At 73.6% G+C, this 26,927-nt stretch carries 25 protein-coding genes; 10 read left to right on the top strand and 15 right to left on the bottom strand.

Annotated features, from left to right (window positions below):
- Positions 1–154 precede the first annotated feature (154 nt).
- Together ACOTKD_RS24270 and ACOTKD_RS24265 are read left to right on the top strand one after the other, a co-directional pair.
- Complete coding sequence (locus ACOTKD_RS24270) at positions 155–1,027, top strand: DUF4097 family beta strand repeat-containing protein (protein WP_424891132.1); 873 nt, start codon at positions 155–157, stop codon at positions 1,025–1,027.
- Positions 1,027–1,995 (top strand): helix-turn-helix transcriptional regulator, encoded by a 969-nt coding sequence (locus tag ACOTKD_RS24265; protein WP_424891131.1) that lies wholly within the window; start codon positions 1,027–1,029, stop codon positions 1,993–1,995. Before ACOTKD_RS24270 ends, ACOTKD_RS24265 begins: the two co-directional genes overlap by 1 nt.
- A gap of 213 nt (positions 1,996–2,208) precedes the next feature.
- Here the strand turns inward: ACOTKD_RS24265 and ACOTKD_RS24260 are convergent, their stop codons facing one another.
- The 3 genes from ACOTKD_RS24260 to ACOTKD_RS24250 all read right to left on the bottom strand — a co-directional run bounded on the left by ACOTKD_RS24260 (position 2,209) and on the right by ACOTKD_RS24250 (position 5,341).
- Positions 2,209–2,970: an amino acid ABC transporter ATP-binding protein gene (locus ACOTKD_RS24260; RefSeq protein ID WP_424891130.1), complete on the bottom strand. Its 762-nt coding sequence runs from the start codon at positions 2,968–2,970 to the stop codon at positions 2,209–2,211.
- Positions 2,967–3,863 carry an amino acid ABC transporter permease gene (locus ACOTKD_RS24255; RefSeq protein WP_424891339.1) on the bottom strand — a complete coding sequence of 299 codons (897 nt, stop codon included), beginning with the start codon at positions 3,861–3,863 and terminating at the stop codon, positions 2,967–2,969. The genes ACOTKD_RS24260 and ACOTKD_RS24255 overlap by 4 nt, the downstream gene beginning before the upstream one ends.
- Before the next feature lie 512 nt (positions 3,864–4,375).
- Positions 4,376–5,341 carry an ABC transporter substrate-binding protein gene (locus ACOTKD_RS24250; protein WP_424891129.1) on the bottom strand — a complete coding sequence of 322 codons (966 nt, stop codon included), beginning with the start codon at positions 5,339–5,341 and terminating at the stop codon, positions 4,376–4,378.
- A 623-nt stretch (positions 5,342–5,964) separates the two neighbouring features.
- On the opposite strand from ACOTKD_RS24250, the gene ACOTKD_RS24245 reads away from it, so the two are divergent.
- From ACOTKD_RS24245 to ACOTKD_RS24235, 3 genes are all read left to right on the top strand, one after another.
- Entirely contained in the window at positions 5,965–7,176 is a 1,212-nt protein-coding gene (locus ACOTKD_RS24245) for an NAD(P)-dependent malic enzyme (RefSeq protein ID WP_424891128.1), read from the top strand.
- 316 nt (positions 7,177–7,492) lie between these two features.
- On the top strand, positions 7,493–8,455 hold the full coding sequence (locus ACOTKD_RS24240; protein WP_424891127.1) for a zinc-binding dehydrogenase: 963 nt from the start codon (positions 7,493–7,495) through the stop codon (positions 8,453–8,455).
- 7 nt (positions 8,456–8,462) lie between these two features.
- Positions 8,463–9,878 (top strand): cellulase family glycosylhydrolase, encoded by a 1,416-nt coding sequence (locus ACOTKD_RS24235; protein WP_424891126.1) that lies wholly within the window; start codon positions 8,463–8,465, stop codon positions 9,876–9,878.
- An 83-nt stretch (positions 9,879–9,961) separates the two neighbouring features.
- On the opposite strand, the gene ACOTKD_RS24230 is transcribed toward ACOTKD_RS24235, so the two are convergent.
- Complete coding sequence (locus ACOTKD_RS24230; protein ID WP_424891125.1) at positions 9,962–10,723, bottom strand: class I SAM-dependent methyltransferase; 762 nt, start codon at positions 10,721–10,723, stop codon at positions 9,962–9,964.
- Positions 10,724–10,823: 100 nt separating this feature from the next.
- Between ACOTKD_RS24230 and ACOTKD_RS24225 the strand changes: the two genes are divergently transcribed.
- A complete protein-coding gene (locus tag ACOTKD_RS24225; protein WP_424891124.1) occupies positions 10,824–11,471 on the top strand; it encodes a CGNR zinc finger domain-containing protein in 648 nt (215 codons plus the stop codon).
- Here ACOTKD_RS24225 and sodX read toward each other — a convergent pair.
- The gene (sodX, locus tag ACOTKD_RS24220; RefSeq protein WP_424891123.1) at positions 11,357–11,827 is read right to left on the bottom strand and encodes a nickel-type superoxide dismutase maturation protease; all 471 of its coding nucleotides are present in this window, start codon (positions 11,825–11,827) and stop codon (positions 11,357–11,359) included. The two genes, ACOTKD_RS24225 and sodX, sit on opposite strands and share 115 nt — an antisense overlap.
- Positions 11,828–11,971: 144 nt before the next feature.
- Between sodX and sodN the strand changes: the two genes are divergently transcribed.
- Positions 11,972–12,367: a superoxide dismutase, Ni gene (gene sodN / locus ACOTKD_RS24215; RefSeq protein ID WP_030366291.1), complete on the top strand. Its 396-nt coding sequence runs from the start codon at positions 11,972–11,974 to the stop codon at positions 12,365–12,367.
- 69 nt (positions 12,368–12,436) lie between these two features.
- On the opposite strand, the gene ACOTKD_RS24210 is transcribed toward sodN, so the two are convergent.
- Together ACOTKD_RS24210 and ACOTKD_RS24205 are read right to left on the bottom strand one after the other, a co-directional pair.
- Positions 12,437–15,202, bottom strand: coding sequence for an HAD-IC family P-type ATPase (locus ACOTKD_RS24210; protein WP_424891122.1), 2,766 nt, complete (start codon positions 15,200–15,202; stop codon positions 12,437–12,439).
- Positions 15,186–15,599 carry an ArsR/SmtB family transcription factor gene (locus ACOTKD_RS24205; protein WP_424891121.1) on the bottom strand — a complete coding sequence of 138 codons (414 nt, stop codon included), beginning with the start codon at positions 15,597–15,599 and terminating at the stop codon, positions 15,186–15,188. Before ACOTKD_RS24205 ends, ACOTKD_RS24210 begins: the two co-directional genes overlap by 17 nt.
- A 161-nt stretch (positions 15,600–15,760) precedes the next feature.
- On the opposite strand from ACOTKD_RS24205, the gene ACOTKD_RS24200 reads away from it, so the two are divergent.
- Entirely contained in the window at positions 15,761–16,024 is a 264-nt protein-coding gene (locus tag ACOTKD_RS24200; protein ID WP_030366288.1) for a hypothetical protein, read from the top strand.
- A gap of 64 nt (positions 16,025–16,088) precedes the next feature.
- Here the strand turns inward: ACOTKD_RS24200 and ACOTKD_RS24195 are convergent, their stop codons facing one another.
- Entirely contained in the window at positions 16,089–16,772 is a 684-nt protein-coding gene (locus ACOTKD_RS24195) for an HAD family acid phosphatase (protein ID WP_424891120.1), read from the bottom strand.
- Between the two features lie 312 nt (positions 16,773–17,084).
- Between ACOTKD_RS24195 and ACOTKD_RS24190 the strand changes: the two genes are divergently transcribed.
- Positions 17,085–17,987, top strand: a complete 903-nt coding sequence (locus ACOTKD_RS24190) for an RNA polymerase sigma factor SigF (protein WP_424891338.1) — start codon at positions 17,085–17,087, stop codon at positions 17,985–17,987.
- An 80-nt stretch (positions 17,988–18,067) separates the two neighbouring features.
- On the opposite strand, the gene ACOTKD_RS24185 is transcribed toward ACOTKD_RS24190, so the two are convergent.
- Together ACOTKD_RS24185 and ACOTKD_RS24180 are read right to left on the bottom strand one after the other, a co-directional pair.
- Entirely contained in the window at positions 18,068–18,445 is a 378-nt protein-coding gene (locus ACOTKD_RS24185) for an ATP-binding protein (RefSeq protein WP_030366285.1), read from the bottom strand.
- Between the two features lie 153 nt (positions 18,446–18,598).
- Positions 18,599–19,801, bottom strand: coding sequence for an MFS transporter (locus ACOTKD_RS24180; RefSeq protein ID WP_424891119.1), 1,203 nt, complete (start codon positions 19,799–19,801; stop codon positions 18,599–18,601).
- 88 nt (positions 19,802–19,889) lie between these two features.
- On the opposite strand from ACOTKD_RS24180, the gene ACOTKD_RS24175 reads away from it, so the two are divergent.
- Positions 19,890–20,810 (top strand): LysR substrate-binding domain-containing protein, encoded by a 921-nt coding sequence (locus ACOTKD_RS24175; RefSeq protein ID WP_424891118.1) that lies wholly within the window; start codon positions 19,890–19,892, stop codon positions 20,808–20,810.
- Here ACOTKD_RS24175 and ACOTKD_RS24170 read toward each other — a convergent pair.
- The 5 genes from ACOTKD_RS24170 to ACOTKD_RS24150 form a co-directional block, all read right to left on the bottom strand.
- Positions 20,800–21,462: a DUF3592 domain-containing protein gene (locus ACOTKD_RS24170; protein ID WP_424891117.1), complete on the bottom strand. Its 663-nt coding sequence runs from the start codon at positions 21,460–21,462 to the stop codon at positions 20,800–20,802. The two genes, ACOTKD_RS24175 and ACOTKD_RS24170, sit on opposite strands and share 11 nt — an antisense overlap.
- An 89-nt stretch (positions 21,463–21,551) precedes the next feature.
- Positions 21,552–22,955 carry a sensor histidine kinase gene (locus ACOTKD_RS24165; protein WP_424891116.1) on the bottom strand — a complete coding sequence of 468 codons (1,404 nt, stop codon included), beginning with the start codon at positions 22,953–22,955 and terminating at the stop codon, positions 21,552–21,554.
- A complete protein-coding gene (locus tag ACOTKD_RS24160) occupies positions 22,952–23,635 on the bottom strand; it encodes a response regulator transcription factor (RefSeq protein ID WP_424891115.1) in 684 nt (227 codons plus the stop codon). The genes ACOTKD_RS24165 and ACOTKD_RS24160 overlap by 4 nt, the downstream gene beginning before the upstream one ends.
- A gap of 219 nt (positions 23,636–23,854) precedes the next feature.
- Positions 23,855–25,213 carry a hypothetical protein gene (locus ACOTKD_RS24155; RefSeq protein ID WP_424891114.1) on the bottom strand — a complete coding sequence of 453 codons (1,359 nt, stop codon included), beginning with the start codon at positions 25,211–25,213 and terminating at the stop codon, positions 23,855–23,857.
- Positions 25,214–25,309: 96 nt separating this feature from the next.
- Positions 25,310–26,821 carry an LCP family protein gene (locus ACOTKD_RS24150; RefSeq protein ID WP_424891113.1) on the bottom strand — a complete coding sequence of 504 codons (1,512 nt, stop codon included), beginning with the start codon at positions 26,819–26,821 and terminating at the stop codon, positions 25,310–25,312.
- Positions 26,822–26,927: the final 106 nt, after the last annotated feature.

The following is a 26,927-nucleotide window of genomic DNA, read 5'->3' as shown; positions in this document are numbered from 1 at the left end:
CTTGACTTCCCGCGACCGCGATATATCGTGTTTATGGAAGACGCGATAGGTTGCGTCTCGTACGCCATCGCGTTGCGCCACGGCGGCACGCCATCGCGTACGCCATCAGGTTCGATATCGCGTTCGACGTCCTGTTCACAGGAGGGGGTCCGGCATGCCCGCAGAGTCCGAGTGGTCGCTGTCCGCACCAGAGAAAATCGTCTTCGAGGGCCCGGTCACCGGCCTCGACGTCAGCGTCGTGAACGGCACGGTCAACGTCGTCGGCACGGACGGCGGCCCGGCCCGCCTGGAGCTGACGGCGCTCGACGGCCCGCCGCTGAAGGTCGTCAAGCAGGGCGGCACGCTGACCGTCGGTTACGAGGACCTGTCGAGGAAGACCGTCCTCGGCTGGTTCGGCCGCAAGAACTGGAAGCGCTCGGCCGACGTGACCCTCACCGTGCCCGCGACCGCCGACGTCAAGGTCGGCGTCGTCGGGGCGAGCGCCGTGGTCTCCGGCATCGCGGGCCGCACGAAGGTCGCCGGGGTCTCCGGCGACACCACGCTCGTCGGCATCACCGGCGACGTCAGCACGGAGACCGTCTCGGGCCGGGTGGAGGCCCAGCGCCTCGGCGGCGACGTGCGCTGCAACGGCGTCTCCGGCGACCTCACGCTCGTGGAGTGCTCGGGCGGCCGGATCAAGGCCGACTCGGTCAGCGGCAACGTGGTGATCGACCTGTCGCCGGCCGCGCCGGCCGTCGACCTGGCGGTCACCACCGTCTCGGGCGAGGTCGCCGTCCGGCTGCCGTTCTCGGCGGACGCGGCCGTCGACGCGGGCACCACGGTCGGCCCGATCTCGTGCTCGTTCCCCGAGCTGTGGGTCAAGGACCAGTTCGGCGCGCGGAACATCACCGGCCGGCTCGGCGCCGGCCGCGGCCGGATCAAGGTCACCAGCGTCTCCGGCGCGGTCGCGCTGCTGCAGGGGCCGGACGCCGACGACACCGACGACTGGGCGGACGACGACGCCCCCGTCCAGGGAAAGGTCCTCTGATGCCCCCCGTCTTCGCCCACGGCCGGCTCCGCCTCTACCTGCTCAAGCTGCTCGACGAGGCGCCCCGCCACGGCTACGAGATCATCCGGCTGCTGGAGGAGCGGTTCCAGGGCCTGTACGCCCCGTCCGCCGGCACGGTCTACCCGCGGCTGGCCAAGCTGGAGGCCGAGGGCCTCGTCACGCACACCACCGAGGGCGGCCGCAAGGTCTACGCGATCACCGCCGCCGGCCGCGCCGAACTCGCCGGCCGGCAGGGCGAGCTGGCCGAGCTGGAGCTGGAGATCCGCGAGTCGGTGTCCGCCCTCGCGGCCGACATCCGCGAGGACGTCCGGGGCGCCGCGGGCGACCTGCGGCGTCAGGTGCGCGAGGCCGCCCGGCTGACCCGCGCGGCGCCGGACTCCCACTCCTTCGACGGCGCGAAGGAGGACTACCGCCGGGCGAAGGAGCAGTGGAAGGAGCAGGCCCGCCGGGCCAAGGAGGAGAGCCGGCGCGCCCGCCAGGACGCCCAGCAGGCCCGCCACCAGGCCCGCGAGGCCCAGGAACGGGCCCGCGAGGAGGTCCGGCGCGCCACCGAACGCGTCCAGGAGCAGGTCCAGGAACACCTGCGCCGCGGCGACTGGCCGGCCGGCATCGCCGAGGGGGTCAGCGCCCTCGCGAAGGAGTTCGGCGCGTTCACGGCCCGCACGACGGGCGCGCCGGGCACGGCGGACGCGGCAGGCCCGGCGGACACGAACGGCACCCGGCGCCCCGAGCCCCCGGCGGGCCCCGCCCCGGAGTGGGCCGAGGCCGCGGACGGCCTCTCCAAGGACCCGGCCCGCGACCTGGACCGCCTCCTCGACCGCTTCCGCGACGACATCCGCGACGCGGCGCGCGACCACGGCGTGTCCCCGGAGCAACTGGCCGAGTCCCGCCGCCACCTGGCCGACGCGGCCACCCGCATCACGACCCTCCTCCGCCCGGGAGCCTGACATGCCCACAGGATCGACGGCGTGGTGGCTGGCCCGGCTGTTACCGGCGACGCCCCGCCCGGGCAACCGCCCGGGAACGGGCCCCCGTGCGAATCGCACCACGCCCGCTGCAGCGCATCCGGGCCTTCGTGGGGGCCGCTGAACCGCGCGAAGGGCGGGGGGTACGGGACTTCTCCCGTACCCCCCGCCCGTTCGTTTCCGTACCGCGGCCGCTTACAGCACCTTCGACAGGAACGCCTTCGTCCGGTCGTGCTGCGGGTTGGTGAGCACGTCGCGCGGGTTGCCCGCCTCGACGACCACGCCCTGGTCCATGAAGACCACCGAGTCGCCGACCTCGCGGGCGAAGCCCATCTCGTGGGTCACCACGATCATCGTCATGCCGTCCTCGGCCAGGCCCCGCATGACGTCCAGGACGTCACCGACGAGCTCCGGGTCGAGCGCCGACGTGGGCTCGTCGAAGAGCATCAGCTTCGGCTCCATCGCCAGCGCCCGCGCGATCGCGACCCGCTGCTGCTGGCCGCCGGAGAGCTGCGAGGGGTAGTTGTCGGCCTTGTCGCCGAGGCCGACCCGGTCGAGGAGCTTCTTGGCCCGCTCGCGGGCGACGGCCTTCGTCTCACCCTTGACCTGGACCGGCGCCTCCATGACGTTCGCGAGCGCCGACATGTGCGGGAAGAGGTTGAAGCGCTGGAACACCATGCCGATGTCCCGGCGGTTCCTGGCGACCTCGCTGTCCTTGAGCTCGTAGAGCTTGTCGCCCTGCTGCCGGTAGCCGACCAGCTCGCCGTCGACGTACAGCCGCCCGGCGTTGATCTGCTCCAGGTGGTTGATGCACCGCAGGAAGGTGGACTTGCCCGAGCCGGAGGGGCCGATGAGGCAGAACACCTCGCGCGGGGCGACCTCCAGGTCGATGCCCTTGAGGATGTGGGCCGCGCCGTAGGACTTGTGGACGCCCTCGGCCTTCACCATCGCGTTCATACGGTGACACCTCCGGAGGGACGGTTGCTGAAGGAGGCCAGGTTCTTCTTGACCTTCTGCCACGGGGTGAGCGGCAGCGTGCGCAGCGAGCCGCGGGCGTAGTGCCGCTCCAGGTAGAACTGGCCGACGCTGAAGACGCTGGTCAGGATGAGGTACCAGGTGGCGGCGAGGAAGAGCATCTCGACCGTGGCACCGGTGGTCTGGCCGATGTCGGAGGTGGACCGCAGCAGTTCGAGGTACTGCGCGGCGCTCGCCGCCAGCGACGAGGTCTTGAGCATGTTGATGAACTCGTTGCCGGTGGGCGGCACGATCACCCGCATGGCCTGCGGAAGGACGATCCGGCGCAGGGTCCGGCCCTGGCTCATGCCGAGCGCGTGCGCGGCCTCGGTCTGGCCCTCGTCGACGGACTGGATGCCGGCGCGGACGATCTCCGACATGTAGGCGGCCTCGTTGAGGCCCAGGCCGAGCAGCGCCGCCATGAACGGCGTCATGAAGTCGCTCATCTCGTCCTGGTAGATCGGACCGAGATTGATGTACGGGAAGATCAGCGCGAGGTTGAACCACAGCAGCAGCTGGACGTAGACCGGGGTGCCCCGGAAGAACCAGATGTAGAGCCAGGAGACCGAGGACGTCACGGGATTCTTCGACAGCCGCATCACCGCCAGCACGATGCCGAGCACCAGGCCCAGCAGCATCGCGAGGAGGGAGATCAGCACCGTCTTGCCGAGGCCGGTGATGACCGTCGAGTCGAAGATGTAGTCGGGGATGGCGCTGTAGTGGACGTTCGCGGTGGCGAAGGCGTTGACCAGCAGGCCGAGGAGGCCGAGGACGACGACGGCGGAGATCCACCGGCCGTAGTGGCGTACGGGGATGGCCTTGATGGCCTCCGGCACGACGGCGGTCTTGGACGAGGAGGAAGAAGAAGAGGACGAAGAGGACGAGGAGGAGGAAGACGCGGGCGCCGGGTCGTCGGCGGGGTCGTCCTTCTCGGCGGCGGGAGCGTCCTTCTTGGCGAGGTCCGGCTTGGCGGCCGGCTTCTCCTCGGACGCCTTGTCCTCAGCCGGCTTCTTCTCGGCCGGCTTGTCCTCGGCCGCCTTCTTCTCGGCCGGCTTCTCTTCGGCAGCCTTTTCCTCGTCCGCCTTCTTCTCGGCGGGCTCGGCGTCGGTCTTCTCTTCGGCCGGCTTCTCGGCCGGCTTCTCAGCGGCCTTCTTGTCCTCGGCCGGCTTCTCTTCGGCCGGCTTCTCTTCAGCGGCCTTCTTCTCCGGTTCCGGGGCCGGGGCCGCCGCCTTGTCGGCGGCCTCCTTCCCGGGCTCCGGCTGGACCTTCTTGTCCGGCTCCGGCTTTTCGGGGGAATCAGTCACGGGGTATGGCCTTTCAGCGTCCGTACGAGGGGAGGGAGAGAGGGTCAGGAACCGCCGTTGACCTTGGCTTCCTTGGCGGCGCCGGCCTCGACGCCCCAGGTCTTCATGACCTTGTCGTACGCACCGTTCTTGATGATCGCGTCGAGGGCCGCCTTGAGCGCGTCCCTCAGCTGGGTGTTCTCCTTGCTGACGGCGATGCCGTACGGAGCGGCCTCCACCTGATCGCCGACGACCTCGAAGTCATTGCCGCCGCCCGAGGTCTTCACCGCGTAGGCGGCGACCGGGAAGTCGCTGGAGACGGCCTCCACGCCACCGGCCTTCAGACGGGTCTGGGCCTCGAGGTCGGTGTCGAAGGCCTCGATGCTGATCTTGTCCTTGTCGTCCTTCTCGCACTTCTCGGACTGGGACTTGGCGAGGTCGTCGGAGACCGTGCCGCGCTGCACCGCGACCTTCTTGCCGCAGAGGTCGTCCCAGCCGCCGATGCCCTTGGTGTCGCCCTTCTTGGTGTAGAGCGAGACGCCGGCGTTGAAGTAGTCCACGAAGTCGACGCCGTCGGTGACCTTCTTGCCGGTCTTGGAGTCGATGCCCTCCTGGCGGTCCTTCGTGTCCGTCATGGCGGACATCGCCATGTCGTACCGCTTCGAGCGCAGGCCCGTGAGCAGGGCGTCGAAGGTGCCGTTGTTGAACTCGAACCGCACCCCCAGTTCCTTGCCCATCGCGGCGGCGACGTCCGGGTCGATACCGACGACCTTGCCGTCCTTCTTGAACTCCACCGGCGGGTAGGCGATGTCCGAGCCCACCTTGATGACCTTGGAGTCCTGGATCTTCTTCGGCAGCTTGTCGAAGAGCGGGGCCTTCGAGCCCTGGGCGCTCTGACCGGCCTCGTTGCCGGTCTTGTCGCGCTGATCGCCGCAGCCGGTGAGCAGCAGGGCGCCGGCGACCGCGATCGCGCCGGCGGCGGCCAAACGACTCCTGGCGGCAGCCGTGCGAGGGGTGGTGCATGCGGTCATTGCTGGTTCCTCCTGCGGGTGAGGGGGTGGCCGGCCGTCGGACGGACACGGAGCAAACACGGAACGAACACAGGAAAACGCTGATGACGCACGAGGGGCGGAGCACACGCCCTTGGATGTCGCGACCTCGTGCGATTGGGGCATCTTGCCATCCGGACTGCACCATTCGGGGGGCTCACTATGTCAAAATCGGATAACGGGCGATCCCCGTGCCGCATCAGGTCGGTACCAGCTCGGCCATAACTACCGGACTCATGGGTTCCCCTTCTGTCGGCCGCCGGTGCGAGACGTACCTCACACACCCTCTGTCTCACTCCGTGGACTTATCCACCCAGTTGACACCGTTCTGACCTGCTCTTGCGGCTGCGCTGAACCGCGCCGCGGCAAGTCAGCGGGAACTCACTCGTAGGCCGTAGCGCTCATTTGGTAGAAAGGCCAGCTACACCCCGTACCAGGGGCCCAGGGCGCGTGTGCGGCGCGCCCGGCATACGGATCCGTACCGTGCGGCACCAACCCCACGCGCGGAGGTCATCTCGATGGCCGGACACGGAGCCGAAGCCCGACCCGCCCCGCAACCCAGGGCGGCTACCCTCGACGGACATTCGACAAAGGGGTCAAATACAGTGGCAGCGGAGATCGTGAATCCTCGCAGCGACAGCGGTCCGGACGACACTCATGGCGAGTTCTTCGATCCGGCCTTTGCGCTGCACCGTGGCGGCAAGATGGAAATCCGGGCGACGGTGCCCGTGCGCGACCGGGACGACCTGTCCCTCGCCTACACGCCCGGTGTGGCAAAGGTGTGCAGCGCCATCGCGGAGCACCCGGAGCTCGTCCACGACTACACCTGGAAGTCCCAGGTCGTCGCCGTGGTCACGGACGGCAGCGCCGTGCTCGGGCTCGGTGACATCGGCGCCGAGGCGTCCTTGCCCGTGATGGAGGGCAAGGCCATCCTCTTCAAGCAGTTCGGCGGCGTCGACGCCGTCCCCATCGCCCTCGACTGCCGCGGCGTCGACGAGATCGTCGAGACCGTCGCGCGCCTCGCGCCCTCCTTCGGCGGCATCAACCTGGAGGACATCTCCGCGCCGCGCTGCTTCGAGGTCGAGCGCAAGCTCCAGGAGCGCGTGGACATCCCCGTCTTCCACGACGACCAGCACGGCACCGCGGTCGTCACCCTCGCCGCGCTGCGCAACGCCGCCAGGCTCACCGGCCGGTCGCTGGGCGAGCTGCGCGCCGTGATCTCGGGCGCGGGCGCGGCCGGCGTCGCGATCGCGCGGATCCTGGTGGAGGCGGGCATCGGCGACGTCGCCGTCTGCGACCGCAAGGGCGTCGTCTCGGCCGGCCGTGAGGACCTCACGGACGTCAAGCGCGACCTCGCCGGCTTCACGAACAAGGCCGGCCTCTCGGGCACCCTGGCCGCGGCGCTGGACGGCGCGGACGTGTTCATCGGCGTCTCGGGCGGCACCGTGCCCGAGGAGGCGGTGGCCACCATGGCGAAGGACGCGCTGATCTTCGCCATGGCCAACCCCACCCCGGAGATCCACCCGGACGTCGCGCACAAGTACGCGGCCGTCGTCGCGACCGGCCGCAGCGACTACCCGAACCAGATCAACAACGTCCTGGCCTTCCCCGGCATCTTCGCGGGCGCCCTCCAGGTGCGGGCCTCCCGCATCACCGAGGGCATGAAGCTCGCCGCCGCCGAGGCGCTGGCCGCGGTCGTCGCGGACGAGCTGAGCGCCGAGTGCGTCATCCCGTCGCCGTTCGACGAGCGGGTCGCCCCGGCGGTCACCGCCGCCGTCGCGGCCGCGGCCCGGGCGGAGGGCGTGGCGCGGCGCTGATGCGCCGATCCGCGGTGAACCTCACTGACCTGCGGTGATACGGCGGGCCGGACCGATATGGCCCGGCCCGCCGTCCTTTTTCCGCCCACGGGATGAGTCGCGCGCGACGCTGACGCGCTCGGTGAGCGCCCGCACCGGGTGGCACGGGGCCGGCCTGAGCCGGCCCCCGGCCCCCACGCCCGGTCAATGAGGAGGCGCGGGCTCCGCCACGGATACGGCTGTTGCGGCAGGGGCGTCTGGACGCGGGGGCGGGGCGCGGCGCGTGTCACACCACGGCGAGGTTCCGCCCGGCAGGCGGCGGGGCTAGGTTCGGATCATGTTCGCCGCCTACGCCGCACGCATCGACCGTGACCAGCCGCTCGACGGACTCGAGTTGGGGCAGCGCCCCGAGCCGGAGGCACCCCCCGGCTGGACCGTCGTCCACGTCAAGGCGGCGTCCCTCAACCACCACGACCTGTGGTCGCTGCGCGGCGTCGGGCTCGGCGAGGAGTCCCTGCCGATGATCCTCGGCTGCGACGCCGCCGGCATCGACGAGTACGGCAACGACGTCGTCGTCCACTCCGTCATCGGCCAGACGGGCCACGGCGTGGGCCCGCTCGAACCGCGCTCCATCCTCACCGAGCGCTACCAGGGCACCTTCGCCGAGCGCGTCGCCGTCCCCGCGTGGAACGTGCTGCCCAAGCCCGCGGAGCTCAGCTACGAGGAAGCCGCCTGCATGCCGACCGCGTGGCTCACCGCGTACCGCATGCTGTTCACCAACGCGGACGTGCGCCCCGGCCAGAGCGTCCTCGTGCAGGGCGCCGGCGGCGGCGTCGCCACCGCCGCGATCGCCCTCGGCGCCGCGGCCGGCCTGCGGGTCTACGCGACCAGCCGGGACGCGGCCAAGCGCGAGCGCGCCGTCGGGCTCGGCGCCGAGGCGGCGTTCGAGCCGGGGGCGCGGCTGCCGCACCGGGTCGACGCCGTCATCGAGACGGTCGGCGCCGCGACGTGGTCGCACTCGGTCAAGTCCCTCAGGCCCGGCGGCACCCTCGTGATCTCCGGCGCGACCAGCGGCCCGAACCCGCCGGCCGCCGAGCTCAACCGCATCTTCTTCCTGGAGCTGAAGGTCGTCGGCTCGACCATGGGCACCAAGGAGGAGCTGGCGGACCTGCTGAGCTTCTGCGCGGCGCGCGGCGTACGGCCCGTCATCGACTCCGTCCTGCCGCTGGACCAGGCCCGCGAGGGGCTTCGGAAGATGGCCGGTGGCGACCTGTTCGGCAAGGTGGTGCTCACGGTATGAACGGCGGATGCCGAAGAGACGCTTGCGCAAGGCGGCGTTCCTCGCCGTAGCCGCGGTTCTGGCACTTCTGGCGCCGGGTGCGGCCGCGGAGGCCCGCACGGACGCCCCCGCGGCCCCGGACATCCCGCCCCTCACCGACGAGCAGGGCCGCACCCTCACGCTCCGCGGCTGGAACCTCGCGGACAAGGAACACCGCGGCGACGAAGCCCTCGCGGACATCACCGAGCGCTCCCTGCGCGACATGGCCGCGCAGGGCTTCAACTTCGCCCGGCTCGCGGTCTTCTGGGACGACCTGGAGCCGCGGCCGGGCCACTACAGCGAGCGCTACCTCCGCAAGGTCGAACGCGTCCTGGACTGGGCGCACCGCCACCGCGTCCGCGTCGTGATCGACGCCCACCAGGACGTCTACGGCCCGGCTTTCGGCAGCCACCGCGGCATCCCCGCCTGGGCCACCCGCACCGACGGCCTGCCCTACCGCCCCCACCCCGACGACTGGTTCGCCGAGTACTTCGAACCCGCCGTGCAGGCCGCCTTCCAGCACCTCTACGAGGACGACGACCTGCGCCGCGCCCAGGCCCGCATGTGGCAGGTCCTCGCGGGCAGGCTCGCGGACCACCCCGCCGTGTTCGGCTACGACCTGATCAACGAGCCGATGGGCCGGATGCGCGAGGGCGAGAGCATCCCGGACGCGGCCCGCCGCATCGAGTCCACCCAGATCACCCCCATGTACCAGCGCATCGCCGAGGCGATCCGGCGCGTCGACCGCCGCCACCGGCTGTTCGTCGAGCCCACGCCCGCGGCCGGCGAGGGCGTCCCCACGGGCCTGGGCCGCATCCGCGACCCCGAGGTCGTCTACGCCCCGCACTTCTACAACGCCGCCATGGAGGCCGGCCGCGACTACGACCCGGCGTCGGGCTGGCTGCCCGCCTACGAGGCGGCCGTCGTGCACTACCCGCGCGCCATGCGCGTCCCCGTCGTCATCGGCGAGTGGGGCCCCCTCAACAGCGGCCTGCCCCACATGGCCCGCTTCTACGAGGACGCCCTCGCCTCCATGTCCCGCTACGCCACGGGCTGGGCGAGCTGGACGTGGTGCTACGGCGGCGCGTACTGCGCGATGGACGAACGGGGCCGCTTCCAGCCGAACAAGTCCCGGACGGCGGAGCCGTACGCGGCGGCGGTGGCGGGCACGGTGAGGACGGCGTCCTACGACCCGCGGCGGTCCGCGTACCGCCTGACGTACGCCCCGGCGCGGGGTGGCGTCACCGAACTGATCCTGCCGCCCGCCCCTCGCGGCTGGCACCTCACGGTACGGGGCCCGGCCCGGCCGGACACGACGCGCGTCCCGGCGGGCGAGCGGGGCACGGTACGGGTGAGGGCGGGCGCGGGGAGCGGCGAGGTCGGCGTGACGGCGGCGCCGGGCTGAGAGCGGTCCTTAAATAGTCGTGCCGGAGCGGGAGGTACGGGTCAGGGCCCCGTACCGCCCGCTGTCGCTTGCGGCTTGAGGCGCTACTTCAGCGCCAGCACCATCGCGTCCGACGGCGAGCTCCAGACCGTGCGGGCCTCCGCGAAGCCCGCCTCGCGGAGGGTGCGGGCGTGCCACTCGGCGGAGGGGGTGTCGCCGTCGGCGTGCTCGCCGTAGATCTCGAAGCGCTCGGCGGTCGGGCCGGCGAGGACGGGGTCGGCGGCGGCGAGGTCCCACCAGGCGCCCCAGTCGAGGGCGCCTGCGGCCTTGGCGCGGTCCATGCGGGCGTGGCGCAGGGCCCGTTCGGCCTCGTTGATGCGGGGCGTGGCGGGGTCGGGCATGTGGTCGGCGTTGAGGAAGACGCCGCCGTCGCGGACGAGGCCGGCGAGCTGCCCGTAGAGGGTGCGCAGGGGGTCCGCGTGGAGCCAGTGCAGGGCGGTGGCGGTGAGGACGCAGTCGTAGCGGTCGTGGGGCAGCCGGGCGGTCCAGTCCGGGTCCTTGAGGTCCGCGGTGACGAACCGGGCGCGGTCGTCGCCGGCGAAGGTGCCGCGGGCGATGGCGAGCAGGGCCGGGTCGAGGTCGACGCCGGTGGACTCGGCGCCGGGGAAGCGGCCGAGGAGGCGGGCGGTGATGGTGCCGGTGCCGCAGGCGAGGTCGAGGACGCGGGGTGCGGGTCCGGCGAAGGCCTCGACCATGTCGAGCATGACGCGGAACCGTTCCTCGCGGTCGGGCAGGTACCACTCCTGCTGCCGGTCCCAGCTCTCCTGCCAGGCGCTCCAGTCCGTGCCGGCGACGACCTCGGTCATGAGTTCCCTCCCACGGGTCGCAGGTGTAATACCCTCGATTGCGTACCGGCCATTACAAGACCGGCGCTACGACCCTAAGCCGCCTGCGTAAGGACCACAAGTGGAACTGGCCTATTACTCGGATTTCGCTGTGCGGCTGGTCAACAGCGAGGAGCCCGCGCGCGGCGCCGACACCCTGACCTCCGTCGACGCCGTACGGGACCTCTTCGGCAACAGCGCGCAGGCCGCCCGGCGCGCGGGCGACAGCGACGTGACCCGGCTGCGGGCCGTACGGGCCCGGCTGCGCGCGGTCTTCGAGGCGGCCTCCGAGGGCGACGAGGTGCGCGCCGTGGACCTGCTCAACGCGCTGCTGATGGAGTATCCGGTCAGCCCGCAGATCTCCGGGCACGAGCACCGCGACGAGGACGGCCGCCCCAAGTGGCACATGCACATCGCCGACCACGCGGCCAACGCCGGCGCCTCGTACGCGGCCACCGCCTGCATGGGGCTGGCCGTCCACCTGACGGAGTACGGGGTCGACCGGCTCGGCATCTGCCAGGCGGCGCCCTGCCGCAACGCCTACCTGGACACCTCGACCAACCGCTCCCGCCGCTACTGCTCCGACCGCTGCGCCACCCGCGCCAACGTCGCCGCCTACCGGGCCCGCAAGCGCCTGGAGAGCCGCGCGGCCGAGGCCCCCGCGGGCAGCGACCGCACCGGCCTGAGCGCCGACGCCAGCCACGACAGCACCGCGCCCGCCGAGCGCTGACCCGCCTCCGGGGGGCGCCGCAGCCGCACCAGCGCGCGGGCCACCACGAGCTCCTCCGGCACGGCGCCGAACTCCCGGCTGTCGTTCTCGACCAGCGGGTTGTCGCCCCGCACCCACCAGCCGCCCTCGCGCCGCTCCACGGCGCGCTTGACGATCAGCAGGTCCTGCCGGAACGGGTGGCGCAGCACCACCACGTCACCCGGCCGCACCACCGCTCCGTACTGGACGACCAGCTGGTCCCCGGGGTTCAGCGTCGGCACCATCGACGGGTTGTAGACCTCGGCCAGCCCGATCCGCAGCAGTCCGCGACGCTCGCGGTCCTGCTCCTGCCCGCGCTCGTCCACTTGCTCCTGCACCACGGCACCTCCCGGTCCGTATCCTCCACCAGTCCCAGACTGACACCGGTCTTTTGTCCTAAGCCCCCCGGGGCACCCGAGAAAAGCCTTCCCACACCGAGTAATCTCGCACCTGAGAAGACGATCACGAGGAAGGACAGCTCTATGCTCTCCCGCCTGTTCGCACCCAAGGTGCGAGTCAGCGCCCACTGCGACCTGCCCTGCGGTGTCTACGACCCCGCCCAGGCCCGCATCGAGGCGGAGTCGGTCAAGGCCGTCCAGGAGAAGTACCAGGCGAACGAGGACGCGGACTTCCGCGCCCGTGCGCTCATCATCAAGGAGCAGCGCGCGGAGCTCGCCAAGCACCACGTCTCGGTGCTCTGGAGCGACTACTTCAAGCCGCCGCACTTCGAGAAGTACCCGCAGCTGCACCAGCTGGTCAACGACACCCTGAAGGCCCTGAGCGCCGCCAAGGCGTCCAACGACCCGAAGACGGGCGAGAAGGCGCTGGAGCTCATCGCCGAGATCGACCGCATCTTCTGGGAGACCAAGCAGGCCTGATCCGGCCGGCGAGGGCAGAGCACCCGGTCCGTATGCCTCCAGGGCGTACGGGCCGGGTGCTCTGCCATGTCAGGGCCGGTGCGTGCGGGCCTTCTTGCGGGCCGCCGCCAGCGCCGCCCCGTACAGCGACAGGACGACGGTCATCAGGCCGTAGTAGAGCGGCGGCAGGGCCGTCATGCCCAGGGCGGGGCCCAGGGGGGACAGGGGCAGGAGCAGGCCCACGACGGCGAGGCCGGTGGTCGCCAGGCGGACCGGCAGCGGGGCGCGGCGCTCGGCCGCGTCCCGGCCCGCGCGGAGCAGGAGCATCACCAGGGCCTGGGTGAGCAGGTTCTCCGTGAACCAGCCGGCGTGGAAGGCGGCCTGGCCGCCGGCACTGCCGGCGGAGCGCAGGGTGAGGGCCAGGACGCCGAAGGTCGCGAGGTCCGCGGCGGCGTTCAGGAGGCCGAAGGCCGTCATGAAGCGGAAGAGCGCGCGGGGCCGCAGGACCGTGGGTCGCTCGTGGACCGTGGCGGCCGGGCGATCGTAGGCGAGGGAGAGCTGGGCCGCGTCGAAGCACAGGTTCTGCACGAGGACCTGGGCGGGCAGCATCGGCAGGAACGGCAGCAGCAGGCCCGCCGTCAGCATCGCGATGACGTTGCCGAGGTTGGACGAGAGCGTGATGCGCAGGTAGGCGGCGATGTGGCCGGTGCCGCGGCGGCCGGTGACGACGGCGCGGCCGAGGGCGGTGAGGTCCTTCGAGGCGAGGACGACGTCGGCGGCCTCGCGGGCCACGGGCACGCCGTCGCGCGGGCAGATGCCCACGTCGGCGGCGTGCAGGGCGGCCAGGTCGTTGACGCCGTCGCCGAGGAAGCCGGTCGTGTGCCCGGCGGTGCGCAGGGCGCGGACGACCCGGGCCTTGTGCTCGGGGGCGCAGCGGGCGAAGACGGTGGTGCGGGCGGCGAGCCGGGCGAGTTCGGCGTCGCCGGCGGCGTCGATCCGGGCGGCGGTCAGGGGTTCGCCGGGGTCCAGGCCCAGTTCGCGGCAGGCCCGGGCGGCCGTGCCCGGGTGGTCGCCGGTGAGGACCTTGACGGCCACGCCGCGGTCGGCGAGGACGGTCAGGGCCTCCGCGGCGGTGGGCGCGAGGGCGTCGCGCAGGCCGACGAAGCCGGCGAAGGCGAGCTCCCGCTCGTCCTCGGGCGGGTACGGGCCCGTGCTCGCCGGCCGCTCGGCCACGGCGACGGCGAGCACCCGCAGCCCGCTGTCCGCGAGGGCGTCCGCCCGGGCGGCGAGGCGCGCGCGGTCCTCCGGGCCGAGGGGGCGGTGGCCGGCGAAGCGGGCGCCGCTGCCCCCGCCGCCGGTGTCCCCCGCGCCGTCCGCAATCCGCGTGCACCGCTCCAGAACGTCCTCCGCGGCACCCTTGACCACGAGCACGTACATGGCCGCGGAGCCTCGTCCGGCCGTGAGCGTGCGGACGTTGCCCGGCAGCGACCTCAGCTGCGGCAGCGCCGGGCCCCCACCGCCCGGGCCGTCGCCGTCCGGCGCGGAGCCGTCCGGTCCGAGGCCGTCCGTCCCGTAGCCGCCCGGCACCCGCACGAGCGCCGATGCGATCCGGCGCCCGGGCCCGCACGGCAGCGCCGCGACGCCTTCGACGCCTTCGGCGCCACCGCCCCGCTCCTCGTCCGCGTCCAGGAGGGCCTCGTCGAGGGCGTCCGGGGCGGGCAGCTCGGCCAGGTGCAGCGTCCAGAGGGCGGCCACGGCGGCCCAGTGCAGCACGGCCGGGGCGTCGCGGCCCTCCGCGTCGACCGCGCGGTCGAAGACCGGCCGGTCCTGGGTGAGGGTGCCGGTCTTGTCGACGCACAGCACGTCGACGGCGCCGAGGTCGTGCAGCGCGGGCAGCCGCCGGACGATCACCTCGCCGCCGCGGGCGAGGAGGGCCGCGCCACGGGCGAGTGCGGTCGTCACGACGACCGGCAGCATCTCGGGGGTGAGCCCCACGGCGACGGCGACGGCGAACGGGAGGGTCTCCAGGCCGCGGCCGCGCAGCAGCGCGCTCGCGACGAGCACCAGGGGCGCGGTGAGCAGCATGAACCGCACCAGGGTCCGGGCGATCCCGTTCACGGAGCGGTCGAAGGGGCCGGGCGGGCGCGGGCCCCGGCCCCGCGGCAGGGCGCCGGAGAGGACGGTGTCCGCGCCGGTGGCCACGACGACGCCGGTGGCGCTGCCGGAGACGACGCTGCTGCCCTGGAGGCACAGGTCGCCGGCCGTGCCCTTGGCGACGGGCGCGGACTCGCCGGTCAGTGCCGCCTCGTGCACGGTCAGGCCCGTCGTGCGGAGCAGCCGCAGGTCGGCGGGGACGAGGTCGCCGGGCGCGAGGAGGACGACGTCGCCCGGGACGAGCTGTTCGACGGGCAGCTCGCGGGTCACGGGGGCGTCCGGCTCCGCGGGGCGGCGGCGGACGGTCGCGGTGGTGGCCACCAGCTCGCGCAGGGCGGCCGCCGAGCGGTCGGCGCGGTGCTCGCCGGTGGCGCGCAGCACGCAGCTGACCGTGACCAGGACGGCGATCACGCAGGCGGTGCCCCAGGCGGCGAGGGCCGCCGAGACCAGGCCGAGGGAGAGGAGGACGGCGGTGAAGGGGTCGCGCAGGCTGCGCGCGAAGCGGCGCGGCCAGGGGTCGGGGCGGCGGCCGGGGAAGACGTTCTCGCCGTGCCGCGCGAGCCGCGCGTCCGCTTCGGCGTCCGTCAGCCCCCGCGGCCCGCTCTCCAGCGCGCGCAGGACCTCCAGTGCGGTGGTGCCGGCGGTTCCGTTCCGGCCGGTGGCTCGTCCTCGCGCGGCGGGGCGGTCAGGCGCCCAGGCCATGGAGGCGCCCGGTGCGGGCGGCGCCGCGCGCACCGGCGGCGGCTCCGGCCTTGCGGTCGGCGAGCTGGCCCACCATCAGCCGGACGATCGCGACGACGTGCGGGTCGTCCACGAGGTAGACCATCCGCCGGCCCTCGCGGCGCGACCGCACGAGCCCGGCCAGCTTCAGCTTGGCCAGGTGCTGGCTGATCGCGGGCAGCGCGCCGCCGACCCGCTCGGCGAGGGCGGTGACGTCGCTCTCGCCCTGGGCCAGGGCCCACACGAGATGGAGCCGGGCGGGCGAGGCGAGCAGCCCGAACGCGGCGGCCGCCTCAGTGAGCACGTCCGCCGCGGGGTCGCCGAGGCCCTCGCCGAAGTCCTCTTCGACGTCCTCGAAGCTTCCGACACCTGCGGCCACTGTCGCTCTCCCGTTCCTGCCGCGCGTCCCTGTGCCCGGCACGACCAGTCTAGGCAGGGCGCGGTGGGCGGAAGGGCGGACATGCGCCGCCCGGCGGCTGGGCAGAAGTACCGAGAGGAAACGGTCCGGAAGGGCGGCAACAGGCTGCAAGAGGGGGAGCCGTGGAAATCTCCGGAATTTTCAGCGCAATCATCATCGGTCTGATCATCGGCGTACTGGGCCGGCTGGTCGTGCCGGGGCGCCAGCACATCGGCGTGCTGTGGACGATCGTGGTGGGCATCGCGGCCGCGTTCCTGGGCGCGGCCATCGCCCACTGGCTGGGCGTCGACGACACCAAGGGGATCGACTGGATCGAGTGGCTCATCCAGATCGGTCTGGCCGCGCTGGGCGTGGCCGCGCTCGACCGGGCGAAGGCGCGGCACTGACGTCCGTACGGGCCGGGGGCCGCCGGGTGGCCGCCGGATGATGGCCGGGTGATCGCCCGGTGGTTCAGGAGAGCTTGCCGTCGTAGTCGGGCAGCTTGAAGGCGCGCTCCGCGTGGCCGCCCACCAGGTCGGTGGTGTTGTTCCCGATGTTCGCGATGATCGTGTAGCCGTTGTTCTCGATCTCCGCGCGCTTGGCGGTCTTGTACGTGCTCACGTCCTGGAAGAGGTCGGGGAGGTGGCGCACGTACAGGCCGCTGACCGGGTAGCCGGCGTCGCGCAGGTTGTGCTCGGTGAGCCCGTCGAGGATGCCGGGGCGGGCGGTGACGAAGAAGACGGCGGCGCCGCGGGCGTGCGCGTACCGGGTCAGGTCCAGCACCGGCTTGACGGCCGGCGTGGGGTACGTCCAGTGGAAGTCGGTCTCCAGCGAGGTGTTGTCGATGTCGAGGACGACGGCCTGCTTCCGGCCGTGCGCGGTGCCGGTGCGCTCCTCGACGTAGGGCAGGGCCTGGTCGATGACGGCCTGCACGTCGCGCTGCCAGGTGGTGTGGTCGACGCCCTTGAGGCCCGCGGTGCCGGAGGTGCGCGCGGCGAGCGCACTCGTGCCCGCGCTCGTGCCCGCGGTGACGGCGGCGGGGCGGCCGGTGTCGGCGGCGGTCGCGGCCGTGGTGGTGGCGGCGGTCGCGGCCGTGGCCAGGACGGTGGCGGCGAGGGCGAGGGCCGCGCGGCGGGCCGGTATCGGTGCGCTCATGCGTGGCATGTTCACGTCCGCCGGTGACGCGCAAGGAACGTGCGGGTGACCGTCCGGCGTCGCGGGGCTGCCCGGTCCGTGCGCCCGGTTGTCCGGTGCCCGGCATCCGTGCGCCCGGCGTCCGGCACCCGCGCCTCCGGTCGCGCATCCGGTCGTACGTCCGGCCGTACGCCCTGTGGTGCGGCAGGCGCCTGACGTTCCGTCGTATTTCCTTCCGTTTCCGCCCCGCTCACCGAACCGGGAGGCATGGGCCACGGGTCACCGGGTAGGCGGGCGAAGGTCACCTAAGGATCTGGGGAGGACGATGTGACCATCACGGCATCCACGGTTACGACAGAGCATTCGGCGGCTGCCCCGCAGCGGCTCGAAGACGCGGTCGGGGGGCTGCCGTACATCGAGGACGCGACCACAGTGGCGCCGCGGGACGCCCGCGCGCTGTCCGGGCTCTTCTTCGCACGGCTGCGGGAGCTGGAGGAGGGCACCCGCGCCTACCAGTACGCACGCAACACCCTGATCGAGATCAACCTCTCGCTCGTCCGCTTCGCCGCCTCCCGGTTCCGCAGCCGCGGCGACCAGATGGAGGACATCATCCAGGTCGGCACGATCGGGCTGATCAAGGCGATCGACCGGTTCGACCTCTCGCGCGAGGTGGAGTTCACGACCTTCGCCGTGCCGTACATCGTCGGCGAGATCAAGCGGCACTTCCGCGACACCGGCTGGTCGGTGCACGTGCCGCGGCGCCTGCAGGAGCTGCGCGTCGAGCTGGCCAAGGCCACCGGCGAGCTCTCCCAGCGGCTCGACCACGCGCCGACCCCCGCCGAGCTGGCCGAGCACCTCGGCCTCAGCCGCGAGGAGGTCGTCGAGGGCATCGTCGCGGGCAACGGCTACACGGCCGGATCGATCGACGTCCCCGTGGACGACGGCTCCGAGCAGACCGGCACCACCTACGCCGACCGGCTCGGCGGACCCGACCCCGCCCTCGAAGGCGTGGAGAACCTGCACGCGCTCAAACCGCTCGTCGCCGAGCTGGACGAACGCGACCGGCAGATCCTCCGGATGCGGTTCGGCGGGGAGATGACCCAGTCGGAGATCGGCGCGGAGCTGGGCATCTCGCAGATGCACGTCTCGCGGCTGCTGACGAGGATCCTGGGGCGGCTGCGGACGGGGATGCTCGGACAGGGCCAGGCGCACGGGCGGGTGCACACCCGCAGGTAGCACCCCGCGGGCAACGGCCCGGGGCCGGTCCGCCCCGGGCCGGGGGGGCCGGGACCCTCCGCCCTCCGGTCCGCGCAGCGCTACGCCGCCCCCACGCCCGCCGGCTCCACCCACGTCGCCCGGACGGTCTTCCCGTCCGGCCGCCGGTCCACCTCCAGCAGGCCGGCCAGCCGCTCCACCATGTGCCAGCCCAGCCCGCCGCCCCCGCCGAAGTCCGGGGTGCGCGGCTGCGGCGGCCGCGGGCTCGTGTCGACGATCTCCACCACGAGGCGGTCCTGCACGGCCCGCACGCACAGCCTCCACCAGCCACCCGCGTGCCGTATGGCGTTGGTGACCAGCTCCGACACCACCAGGACGACGGCGTCGGGATCCGCCCAGGGGCAGTGGCGGGCCAGGAACTCCGCCGTCGCGTGACGCGCGCGGGCGGCGTCCCCGTACGGGGCTTCGATCACAACCATCCGGCGGCTCCCTCGTCGCTGACCTGCTGACCTGACCTGGCGATCAGCATCCGTCGAGCCGCGTATACCCAGCGATCGCCGGGTCATGGCCGCCCGGGACGAGGGGTTCGTCACCGTACGGTCACGGGGCCGCCGGGCCGCCGGCCGGCCGGCTCAGCGGCCCACCGGCTCCTCCGCCCGCGGCCGGGCGCTCACCAGCACCCCCAGCGCGCCCGCCACCAGCAGCCCGCCCAGCCACAGCGCCGCCGGCAGCGACACCGCGTCCACGGCCCGCCCGCCCAGCAGCGCCCCCAGCGCGATCGCCGCGTTGAACGCCGAGACGAACAGGGCCGACGCCGCCTCCCGCGCCGCCGGGGCCGACGCCGTCAGCAGCCCCTGCGTGGCGACCGACACCCCTCCGTAGGCCAGCCCCCACCCCACGACGAGGGCTCCGGCCGCGACCGCGCCGCCCGCCGGCACGGACATCGCCGGGACCACGACGGCCAGCGCGGCCGAGATCACCAGCAGGGCGCGGCGCGGGCTGCGCGCGGCGGCCGTGCCCGCCAGGAAGTTGCCCGCCACGCCCGCCGCGCCGTACGCCAGCAGCAGCCCGCTGATCAGGCCGGCACCGGCGCCGGACGCCCGCTCCAGGACGGGCCGGACGAAGGTGTAGCCGGCGAAGTGCCCGGTCACCAGCAGCAGGACGACCAGCAGGCCCGTCCGTACGCCCGGGACCCGCAGCAGCCCCGCGACCTCCGCCGGCCGCACGGCACGCTCCGGCGGCAGCGGGGGCAGCAGCAGCGCGAGCGCCGCCGCCACGGCCAGGGACAGCACGCCCACGGCCGCGAACGCCATGCGCCAGCCGCCCAGTCCGCCCGCGAGGGTCCCGGCCGGCACGCCGAGCACCGAGGCCACCGCGATGCCGCTGAAGACCAGGGACGTCGCCGGTCCCACCGACCGCTGCGGCACCAGCCGCACCGCCAGGCCGGCCGCCACGGCCCACACTCCCCCGATGCACACGCCCACCAGGACCCGCAGCCCCACCAGGACCTCGATGCCGGGCGCCGCCGCCGACAGCAGGTTGGCCGCGGCCAGCAGGCCCATGAGCCCCACGAGCACCCACCGCCGGTCGAGCCGCCCCGCGGCCGCCGGCACCGCGGGCGCGGCCACGGCCGCCACGAGGCCCGGCACGGTCATCGTCAGCCCGGCCGTGCCGGCCGGGACGCCGAGCCCGGAGCCGATCGGGGTGAGCAGGCCCACGGGGAGCATCTCGCTGGTCACGACCGAGAACGTCCCGGCGGCGACCGCCGCCACGGCGGGCCAGCCGCCCTTCGCCCGCGCAACCCGAGCACGGGCGCTCTTCGCATACATGTTCATGGTCACGAGCCTCTGCACGGCCGTGCCCGGGAACAACGCCGGACCTCTCATCCTTCCATGAGCGGAGTTAATCGACAGGGGGCGCGGCATGGGCGTGGGAGCGGACCTCAGGGAGCTCGAATGCTTCCTGGTCCTCGCCGAGGAACTGCACTTCGGGCGGGCCGGCGAGCGGCTGTACGTGTCCCAGGGCCGGGTCAGCCAGCTCCTGCGCTCCCTCGAAGGCCGCATCGGCGCCCGGCTGTTCGACCGCACCAGCCGGCGCGTGGCCCTCACGCCGCTCGGCGAGCGGTTCCTGGCGGGGCTGCGGCCCGCGTACGAGGCCCTGGCGGGCGTCGTCGGCGAGGCCCGGGACGCCGCCCGGGGCATGGAGGGCACCTTGCGGATCGGCTTCCAGGGCATGGCCGGCGGCGGGGTGACGCAGGCCGTGGCGGCGTTCCAGGACCGCCACCCCGGGTGCGCGGTCGAGCTCGTGGAGATCCCGCTGAGCGACCCCTTCGGCGCCGTGCGCGGGGGCGAGGTCGACGCGGCGGTGGTGCTGCTGCCCGTGGCCGAGCCGTCCCTGGCCGTGGGCCCCGTGTTCTCGCGGCAGCCGCAGACCCTGGCGGTCTCGCTCCGGCACCCGTTCGCCGGGCGCGCCGAGATCCCGGCGGAGGAGCTCGCGGACTGCCCGCTCGTGGTGCCCGGCGGTCCCGCCCCCGCGTACTGGCGCGAGGCGCAGGCGCCGGCCGTCACGCCCGGCGGCCGCCCCGTCCCCCGCGGCCCGGAGGTGACGACTCTTCAGGAGGGCATCACGCTCACGGCCGCGGGCCGCGCCGGGATGCTGCTGTGCCGGGCCACGGCCGACTACCACGCGCGTGGCGACGTCGCGTTCGTGCCGGTGACCGGTCTGCCCGATTCCGCGCTGGCGCTCGTACGGCAGCGGGCCGGGGGCACGGAACGGCTGCGGGCGTTCGGGGAGGTGCTGGCGGCTGTCGCCGGCGGGGCCGCCACCGCCGCCGCTACCTGCTGACGCCGCCGGGGGCCGGGGCGCCGGGGCGCCCGTCCGGGAAGCTTGTGGGAAGGTCACTCGGGAACCCGCTCGGGATTCCGGTCGGGAACCCCGAAGGGAAGCCGTCCGGCGGTCCGGCCGGCAGGGGCGGCGGGGTGACGGGAGCCGCCGACGGCGGCCGCCACGGCTCCTCTATCCGCTCCCGGGCCTTCTCCCCGGCCGGCTTGAACACGGTCAGGTAGAACACGCCGAAGCCCACGCCCCCGGCCACGAACACCGCCAGGAACGCGAGCAGGACGCCCGTCCCCACCCAGGTCCTGACGTCCCCCGGCGGGAGGGCCGTGGCCCGGTCCGGGCGGCCCTGCGGATAGCGGACGGGGACCACGTCGCCCTCGATGACCGTGGCCGGTCCGCCCGACTCCTCGAAGCGGTGGTGCGTCCCGTCCGCGGCGGTGAACTCGTAGACGTGGTGCAGCGTGGTCGAGGACGAGGTGTGCACGCCCTGCCGGCGGGTGGTCGTCGTCGCGTACAGCCGCAGGCAGCGGCCCGGGACCTCGATGCCGCTGCGCCACGCGGCCCGCAGCCGCCGCATCCGCACCACCGCCCACACCATCCCGGCGATTCCTCCGGCGGCCATCAGGGTGGGCAGCGCCAGGACGAAGAAGTCGAGCATGAACCGCGAACCCCCCGATGTCGTACGTGTGTACGCATATTCAACTCTGCCGGGGGCCCGGGCACCATGGCGTTATTGACCGGCATTGATCAGATCGCGGGGTCCGCGCACGGCAGCGTGGTGGTGAAGCGGGCGCCGCGCGGGCTGTCCGTGACGGCCAGGGTCCCGCGGTGGACGGTGGCGATGTGGTGGGCGATCGCGAGGCCGAGGCCCGTGCCGCCGGTGGCGCGGGTGCGGGCGTCGTCGAGCCGGGTGAAGCGTTCGAAGACGCGGCGGCGGTCGGCGGGCGGGATGCCCGGACCGTCGTCCTCGACGTGGAGGACGGCCAGCCGGCGGCCGGGGTCGTGGCCGAGACGGACCGTGACGGTGTGTTCGGCGTGCCGCTCGGCGTTGTCCAGGAGGTTGCCGAGGAGGCGGGCGATGAGGGTGTGGCGGCCGTGCACGGTGAGGGGCGGTTCGGGGTCGTCGAGGTACAGGGTGAGGGTCCGCGGGCCGAGCGGGCGGCGGGCGAGCTCCTCGCGGACGAGCGCGGTGAGGTCGACGGGCTGGGCGCCCGGCAGCCCCTCGGTGCCGGTCGCGTCCAGGCGGGCGAGCAGCAGCAGGTCCGTGGTGATGCCCTGCAGACGGCGGGTGTCGCCGAGGGCCGCCTCGGCCACCGCCGTCCACCGCGCGTGCTCGGGGTGCGCGAGCGCGATCTCCAGCTCGGCCCGCAGGGCGGCCAGCGGGCTGCGGAGCTCGTGCGAGGCGTCCCCGACGAACCGGCGCTGCTGGTCGACGGCCGCCTGCAGCTGGTCGAGGGTCTCGTTCATCGTCGCGGCCAGCCGGGCCACCTCGTCGCGCGTGTCCGGCACGGGCACGCGGCGGTCGAGGTGCCGCGCGGTCAGCTCGGCGAACTGGGTGCGGATCGCCTCCACCGGGCGCAGCACCCGCCCGGCCACGAACCACGTCGCGCCCGCGAGGGCCGCCGTCACCGCCAGGACGGCGGCGGCCAGCATCCGGACCATGTGGTTGAGGCGGCCCTGCTCCTCCTGGAGCCGGTTGGCGACGTGCAGGTAGCGCCCGCCGGTGCCGGACTGGATGTAGCTGAGGGCGGGCCTCCTGCCGGCGGGGTCGGTCCACGGCCACAGCGACAGCACCTCGCTGCCGTGCGAGGGTTCGTGGTCCGGCATCCGGGGCCCCGGCTCCCAGTTCGGCTGACTGTCCTCGACCCCGACGGACACCTGCAGCCTGGGGTCGTCGCGCAGTTTCCCGGCCGTGTAGAAGAGCTGCGCGTCCGGGTCGTAGTCGACGAGCCGGGGGACGGCGGCGGCCTTGCGGGACGTGTAGTCGACGGCCTCCCGCGCGAGGTAGTCGCGCAGCGAGCCCGCGGCCAGCGCCGCGCCGGCGATCAGCGGGAGGAGGGCCGTGACGGCGACGAGCCAGGTCAGCCGGGCCCGGATCGAGGCGGGGCGCAGCCTCCCGCGCAGGCCTCCGGACCGCTCCGGCCGCCTCACCGGCCCGGGGCGTCGGCCGCCAGCCGGTAGCCGACGCCGCGGACGGTCTGGATGCTGTGCCGCCCGAAGGGCGCGTCGATCTTCCGGCGCAGGGAACTGACGTGCACCTCCACGATGTTCACGTCGCCCTGGAACGCCTCGTCCCACACGTGCGCGAGGATCTCCGCCTTGGCCACGACCTCGCCGTCGCGCCGGGCGAGGTACTCCAGGACCGCGAACTCCCGTGCGGTGAGCTGCAGATCGGTGGAGCCGCGCCGGCAGCAGCGGGTAGCGGGGTCGATCTGGAGGTCGCCGACCCGGATGAGCACGGGCCGCGCGGGCCGGCCGCGGCGCACCAGGGCGCGCAGCCGGGCGACGAGGGCCACGTAGGAGAAGGGTTTGGTGACGTAGTCGTCCGCGCCGGTGTCCAGGCCCTCGGCCTCGTCGTACTCGCCGTCCTTGGCGGTGAGCATGAGCACCGGCGTCCAGACGCCCGCCTCGCGCAGCCGGGCGCAGACGCGGTAGCCGTTGAGGCCGGGCAGCATGACGTCGAGCACGATCACGTCGTAGTCGTCCTCGGCCGCGAGGTGCAGGCCCGTGTGGCCGTCGTACGCGACCTCGACCGCGAACCCCTCGGCGACCAGGCCCCGGCGCAGCAGCTCCGCGAGCCGACGGTCGTCCTCAACCACCAGTATGCGCATGCCTTCAGGATGGCCCGTACGGGTGGCCCGGCGCCTGAAGATCCCTTCAGGAAGGCTCAGCTTTCCTTCAGCTACGGAGTGCCAGGATCCGAGCTGTGCCTCCCCGGCACGCCGGTTCCCGGAGCGCGCACCGGCGGCACACGGGGGTGGGGCCCGTACGCCGCGGCGGCCGGGCCCGGCCCGCCGGTCCGCGCCCCGCACAGCTCGGCTCGGCTCGGCTCACCAGTCCCCTCCCCCGAAGCCGCCGCCGTCACCGCCGCCGAAGCCGCCGCCGTCGCCCCAGCCGCCGCCGTAGTCGTCGGGGTTGTAGTCGCTGCCGGTCCAGTCGCCGCCGTCGGGGCCGGTGTCGGCGGGGGCGGCGTAGGCGGGGCCGGAGAGGAGACCGCCGAGCATGGTGCCGACGAGGAGGCCGGGGAGGAGGCCGCCGCCGAAGTAGCCGCCGGCCCAGGGGGCGTAGGCGGGGCCCGCGTTCCAGTAGGGCTGCCGGCCGTCGGGGGTCTGGACGGTGCGGGAGAGGGGCTCCTCGCCGTCGGCGACCCGGGCCGCGTCGGCCGCGCACGCGGGGACGGTGCGGGGCGCGCCGCCCGGGGGCGCCCACTGGACGTCCTGGACGGAGGGCCCGTGGCGCGGGTCGAAGAAGCAGGGCAGGCGGCGCTCGGGCAGCGGGGCGCCGGTGCGGCGGGCGGCGAGGGTGGCGAGGGCGAAGCGGCCCGCATCGAGGCTCTCGGTGACGGCCGTGACGTCCTGCGGGTGGGCCACGGCGGCCATCTTGGACTTGGCCTCCTCGTACGCGTCGAGGGCCTCCTCGTAGTCCCGTCGCATGGCGTCGTCGGCGCCGGGCTCGGAGGGGTGGAAGTCGAGCCGGTCGAGCTCCTCTCCGAAGGCGGTGATGTCCTCGTCGACGACGACGCGCAGGGCGTCGAGCTCGGCCTGCTCGCGCTCCTCGCGCTTGCGCTTGTTGCGGCGGTAGAGGGCGTACGCGCCCGCGCCGCCGGCGACGACGATCGCGCCGCCGGTGATCAGCCCGGCGGCGCCCACGCCGGACTCGCCGCCGCCCCAGGAGGCGGGGGCCCGGCCGCGGGCCTGCCGGACGGCCTGGTCGACGAAGCCGTTGAGCATGGCCGTGGCGTCGCCGCCGGAGCGCTGGACGCTCCCGACGAGGTTGCGGACGGCGTTGCGCGACATGACCTTGGAGTCGGCGTGGGCGTTGAAGGCGTCGCCGAGGCGGATCGCGTAGACGCCGGCGATGCCGACCTTGGTGCGCAGGTCCTGGAAGACGGTGGCCTTGGGGAACTCGGGGCTGTCGGGCAGGACGGCCACGAAGACGGGCTTGCCGGCGTCCTCGATCTTCTTGGCCAGGGCTTCGGCCTCGGCGGGCGGGAGCTGGGCGCTCGCCCGGGGGTCCACGTAGACCGGGCTCTTGCGCAGCGCTTCGGCCACGGTGTCGATGCCGGTCGCGGCACGGGCCGCGGGGGCGGGGGCGCAGAGCACCGTGCCGGCCAGGGCGATCAGGGCGGCGGCCAGGACGGTGACCAGGGCCTGCAGCGGCCTGGGAAGCGCCCGGGTGGTGGCGGGCATGGCGGTGCTCCTCGGATGGAGGTCGGTGTTCCTGTCGATCGCTTCTAGGTGAAATTTACCGCTTGTACGGATAAACCCGGCATTTCTCTCCCCTGCTCAGCCGTACGAGAGGTTCGCGCAGGGGTCGTCGTCCGCCGACCGGGCCGTTGCGGCCACGTCGGCGGAGAGGGTGCCGGGATTCGCTGCGGCGGGCGGCGGCGCGGACGGTCCGGTCGTCGCGGACGGCCCGCTGCCCGCGGCGGCGAAGTCCCGCCCCACCGTCACGGTGATCCCGTCGGCCGCCACCCCGTGGACGTACGCCCCGGGGAAGAGCCGGGCCACCGTCCGGGCCTCCGCCGCCCGGCCCGGCCCGAACTCGATCACGGTGATGCCCGCGTCGCGGGCCTCCGCGTTGCCGGTGTCACTGACGGTGAACCCGTGCTTCTCCAGCTCCGCCGCGGCCCGCGCCGCGAGCCCGCTCACCCTGGTGCCGTTGGCGACGGAGACGCTCACGCCCTCTCCGGAGACCCGCTCGAGCGCCGCGGGGGACTCGGGAGCCGCCGGCCCGGCCTGCCGCTTGCCGCCCGCGGCCTTCCCGCCCGCGTCCTTGCCGTCGATCGTGCGGTCGGCCTTCAGCGAGGCCCACAGCGCGTCGGCGTCGGGCTGCACGATGTCGACGCGGTCGCCTTCGTAGCGCCAGGGCACGGTGATGAACTTGATGTCGTGCAGGCCGATGCCCTTCAGCGACATGGCGAAGGACAGCAGCTTGTCGGCCGAGCCCAGTCCGGGGTCGACGGTCAGCGATTTGGTGGCCGCGTCGGCCAGGGGCAACAGCGTGGCCGGGTTGAAGCCCTGCTCCCGCACCTTCTTGACCATGCCGGCGACGAAGGCCTGCTGCCGCTGGATGCGGCCGATGTCGGAGCCGTCGCCGATGCCGTGCCGCACGCGCACGTAGTCCAGGGCCTTCTGCCCCGAGACGTTCTGCTGCCCCTTGGGGAAGAGGAGTTGGCCGCGCGAGCCGCGGTGCGGGTTCAGATCGCCCTGGTAGACGTCCTTGGGCACGCACACCGGCACTCCGCCGACGGCCGAGGTCATCGCGGAGAAGCCCTCGAAGTCGACGACGACGGTGTGGTCGACGCGCAGTCCGGTGAGCTTCTCGACCGTGTTCTGCGTGCAGGCCGGATTGCCCTTCGCCGACTCCCCCACCGAGAAGGCCGAGTTGAACATCGCCCGGGTCCGCCCGGACGTCCAACTGCCGTCGGGCAGCCGGCACGGCGGGATGTCGACGAGGGTGTCCCGCGGGATCGAGACGGCCACCGCGTGCTCGCGGTCGCGGTAGACGTGCAGCAGGAACGCGGTGTCGGAGCGGCCCACGTCGCCCTCGCCGCCGCCGAGTTCCTTGTTGCCCCCCGAGCGCGAGTCCGAGCCGATGACCAGGACGTTCTGCCCGGCGACGCCCGCACCCGGGCGGTCCTTCGACAGCCCGTCCGCGTCGAACGTGCTGATGTTGCCGTTGAGCCGGAGCCAGATCCAGCCCGCGCCGGCGGCCAGCAGCACCACGAACGCCACCACGACGAGCGTCGCCGTCCGCACCCGGTGGTGCGCCTGCTTCCCTCGGCCGCCACTCATCTGCTCATCCGCCAGTCCTCGCCCATTCCCCCGCGTCCGCCCCGGCTCCGTGCCACCTCACCCGGATAGACGGCCGGACAGGCACTTTGGTTGTCCAGTTGCGCAA

Source organism: Streptomyces sp. XH2, from assembly GCF_049725035.1.
GTDB classification, from domain to species: Bacteria; Actinomycetota; Actinomycetes; order Streptomycetales; family Streptomycetaceae; genus Streptomyces; species Streptomyces roseoverticillatus.
The sequence above is the reverse complement of the archived record's forward strand: the minus strand, read 5'-3'. Positions and strand labels throughout refer to the sequence as shown.